The organism is Streptomyces sp. FH025, assembly GCF_017427025.1.
In the GTDB taxonomy this organism is placed as follows: domain Bacteria; phylum Actinomycetota; class Actinomycetes; order Streptomycetales; family Streptomycetaceae; genus Kitasatospora.
On the sequence record NZ_JAFLNG010001036.1, the window covers coordinates 1 to 1870 of the forward strand.

Consider the following 1870-nt stretch of genomic DNA (forward strand, 5'->3'; position numbering starts at 1 on the left):
GTTCCTCATGGGCACCGACGACGCCGAGGGCTTCGCGACGGACGGCGAGGGCCCCGTCCGCCCGGTGCGCGTGGACGCCTTCCGGATCGACGCGCACGCCGTCAGCAACGACCGCTTCGCCGCGTTCGTCGAGGCCACCGGCTACGTCACGGACGCCGAACGGATCGGCTGGTCGTACGTCTTCGCACCCTTCCTGCCCGGCGTGCTGCGGAGCACCTCCCCGCGCCCCGCCCGCACCCCGTGGTGGTGCGGGGTGAACGGCGCCCGCTGGGACCGGCCCGAGGGGCCCGGCAGCGGCCTCGACGGGCGCGGCGACCACCCGGCCGTGCACGTCTCCTGGAACGACGCCGCCGCCTTCGCCCGGTGGGCCGGAAAGCGGCTGCCGACCGAGGCGGAGTGGGAGTACGCCGCCCGCGGCGGCCTCGACCAGCGGCGCTTCCCCTGGGGCGACGAGCTCGACCAGGACGGCGTGTACCGGTGCAACGTCTGGCGCGGACAGTTCCCCGCGAAGAACACCGCCGCCGACGGCCACCGCGGCACGGCGCCGGTCGACGCCTTCGAGCCCAACGGCTTCGGCCTGTACAACGTGTCGGGCAACGTGTGGGAGTGGTGCGCCGACTGGTGGACCACCGACCACGGCCCGGACCTCGCGGTGAACCCGCGGGGGCCGGTCAGCGGGGGTGCCAAGGTGATCCGCGGCGGCTCCTACCTGTGCCACGACTCCTACTGCAACCGGTACCGTGTTGCCGCGCGCACCGCGAACGACCTCGATGCCTCCAGCGGCCACTCCGGCTTCCGCTGCGCCGCCGACGCCTGACCCACCGCAGCAGCCGAGAGCCACAGGAGACCGGGACCGGGATGCAACTGGAGTACATGATCCTCGGAATGCTCTGCCTGCGGCGGATCACCGGCTACGACCTTCGCCGCTGGATGGTGGAGGGCCCGGGCAGGTTCCTCGGCTACGGCGTGCAGCTGCCGCAGATCTACCGCACCCTCGGGAAGATGGTCGACCGCGGCCTGGTCGCCTTCGACGTCGACCCCCGCGAGGGGCGCCCGGACGCGAAGATCTACCGGATCACCGAGCAGGGCCACGAGGCCCTGCTCGACTGGGCCCGCTCCCCCTACACCCCCTCGCCGCGGCCCGGCGACCTCGACTTCACCCTGCGGTTCATCTTCGCCGGCCAGCTCGACCGCGAGATCGCCATCGACGTCGTCCGCACCGAACTCGAGTACCGCGAGCGGAACGTCAGCACGAACGGCTCGCTCGACATCCCCGACTCCTACGAGGCGCAGGTCCCCGGGCTCGACCCGGTCTGGGCACGGGAGGTCCAACTCCTGGCCCACGAGCAGGGGTTCGCCGCCACCGCGTCCTACATCGCCTGGCTCAAGCTCACCCTCAGGCGTCTGGAGGCGGGGCGGCAGCCGGGGCGCGGCTGACCGGACGGCTCGGGCCGCCCGATTCCTGGAGCAGCATCACCTTCCGCAGCAGGTCCGACAGCGTCCGCCGCTCGTCCTGCGTCAGCACGCCGAGCAGCCGCCGCTCCTCGCGCCCGACCACGGCCAGGGCCGCGTGCCAGGCGGCGCGGCCGGCCTCGGTCAGGACGATGTCGACCTTGCGGCGGTCCTCGGCCGAGGGGGTGCGGACGATGAAGCCGCGGCGCTCCAGGGTCTCCAGGCGGCCGGTGACGGAGGCCGGGGCGAGGTTGAGGTCGGCCCGCAGGTCGGAGGGGGCGGCGTGGCCGCCGCGACCGGCCAGGACGTGGAGGGTGTCGAACTCGTGCCTGTGCAGGCCGTAGTCGGCGACGCCCTGCTCGCGGACCCGGCCGAGGTGGCGGGTGAGCCGGGACATCCGGGTCACCGCGCCCTCGAT

The 1870-nt window shown here is 73.6% G+C and carries 3 protein-coding genes; 2 read left to right on the forward strand and 1 reads right to left on the reverse strand.

Going from position 1 to position 1870, the window contains the following annotated elements:
- A partial coding sequence (locus J0670_RS36990) for a formylglycine-generating enzyme family protein (RefSeq protein ID WP_207817161.1) occupies positions 1 to 817 on the forward strand: 817 nt, incomplete at its 5' end.
- A gap of 41 nt (positions 818 to 858) precedes the next feature.
- Positions 859 to 1437: a PadR family transcriptional regulator gene (locus J0670_RS36995; protein ID WP_207817162.1), complete on the forward strand. Its 579-nt coding sequence runs from the start codon at positions 859 to 861 to the stop codon at positions 1435 to 1437.
- On the opposite strand, the gene J0670_RS37000 is transcribed toward J0670_RS36995, so the two are convergent.
- Positions 1397 to 1870 (reverse strand): MarR family winged helix-turn-helix transcriptional regulator (locus J0670_RS37000; RefSeq protein ID WP_207817163.1); only part of this gene is annotated, 474 nt, incomplete at its 5' end. The two genes, J0670_RS36995 and J0670_RS37000, sit on opposite strands and share 41 nt — an antisense overlap.

Coding starts and splice junctions, on each gene's coding strand:
- J0670_RS36995 (WP_207817162.1), top strand. CDS start 859: ATGCAACTGGAGTACATGATCCTCGGAATGCTCTGCCTGCGGCGGATC.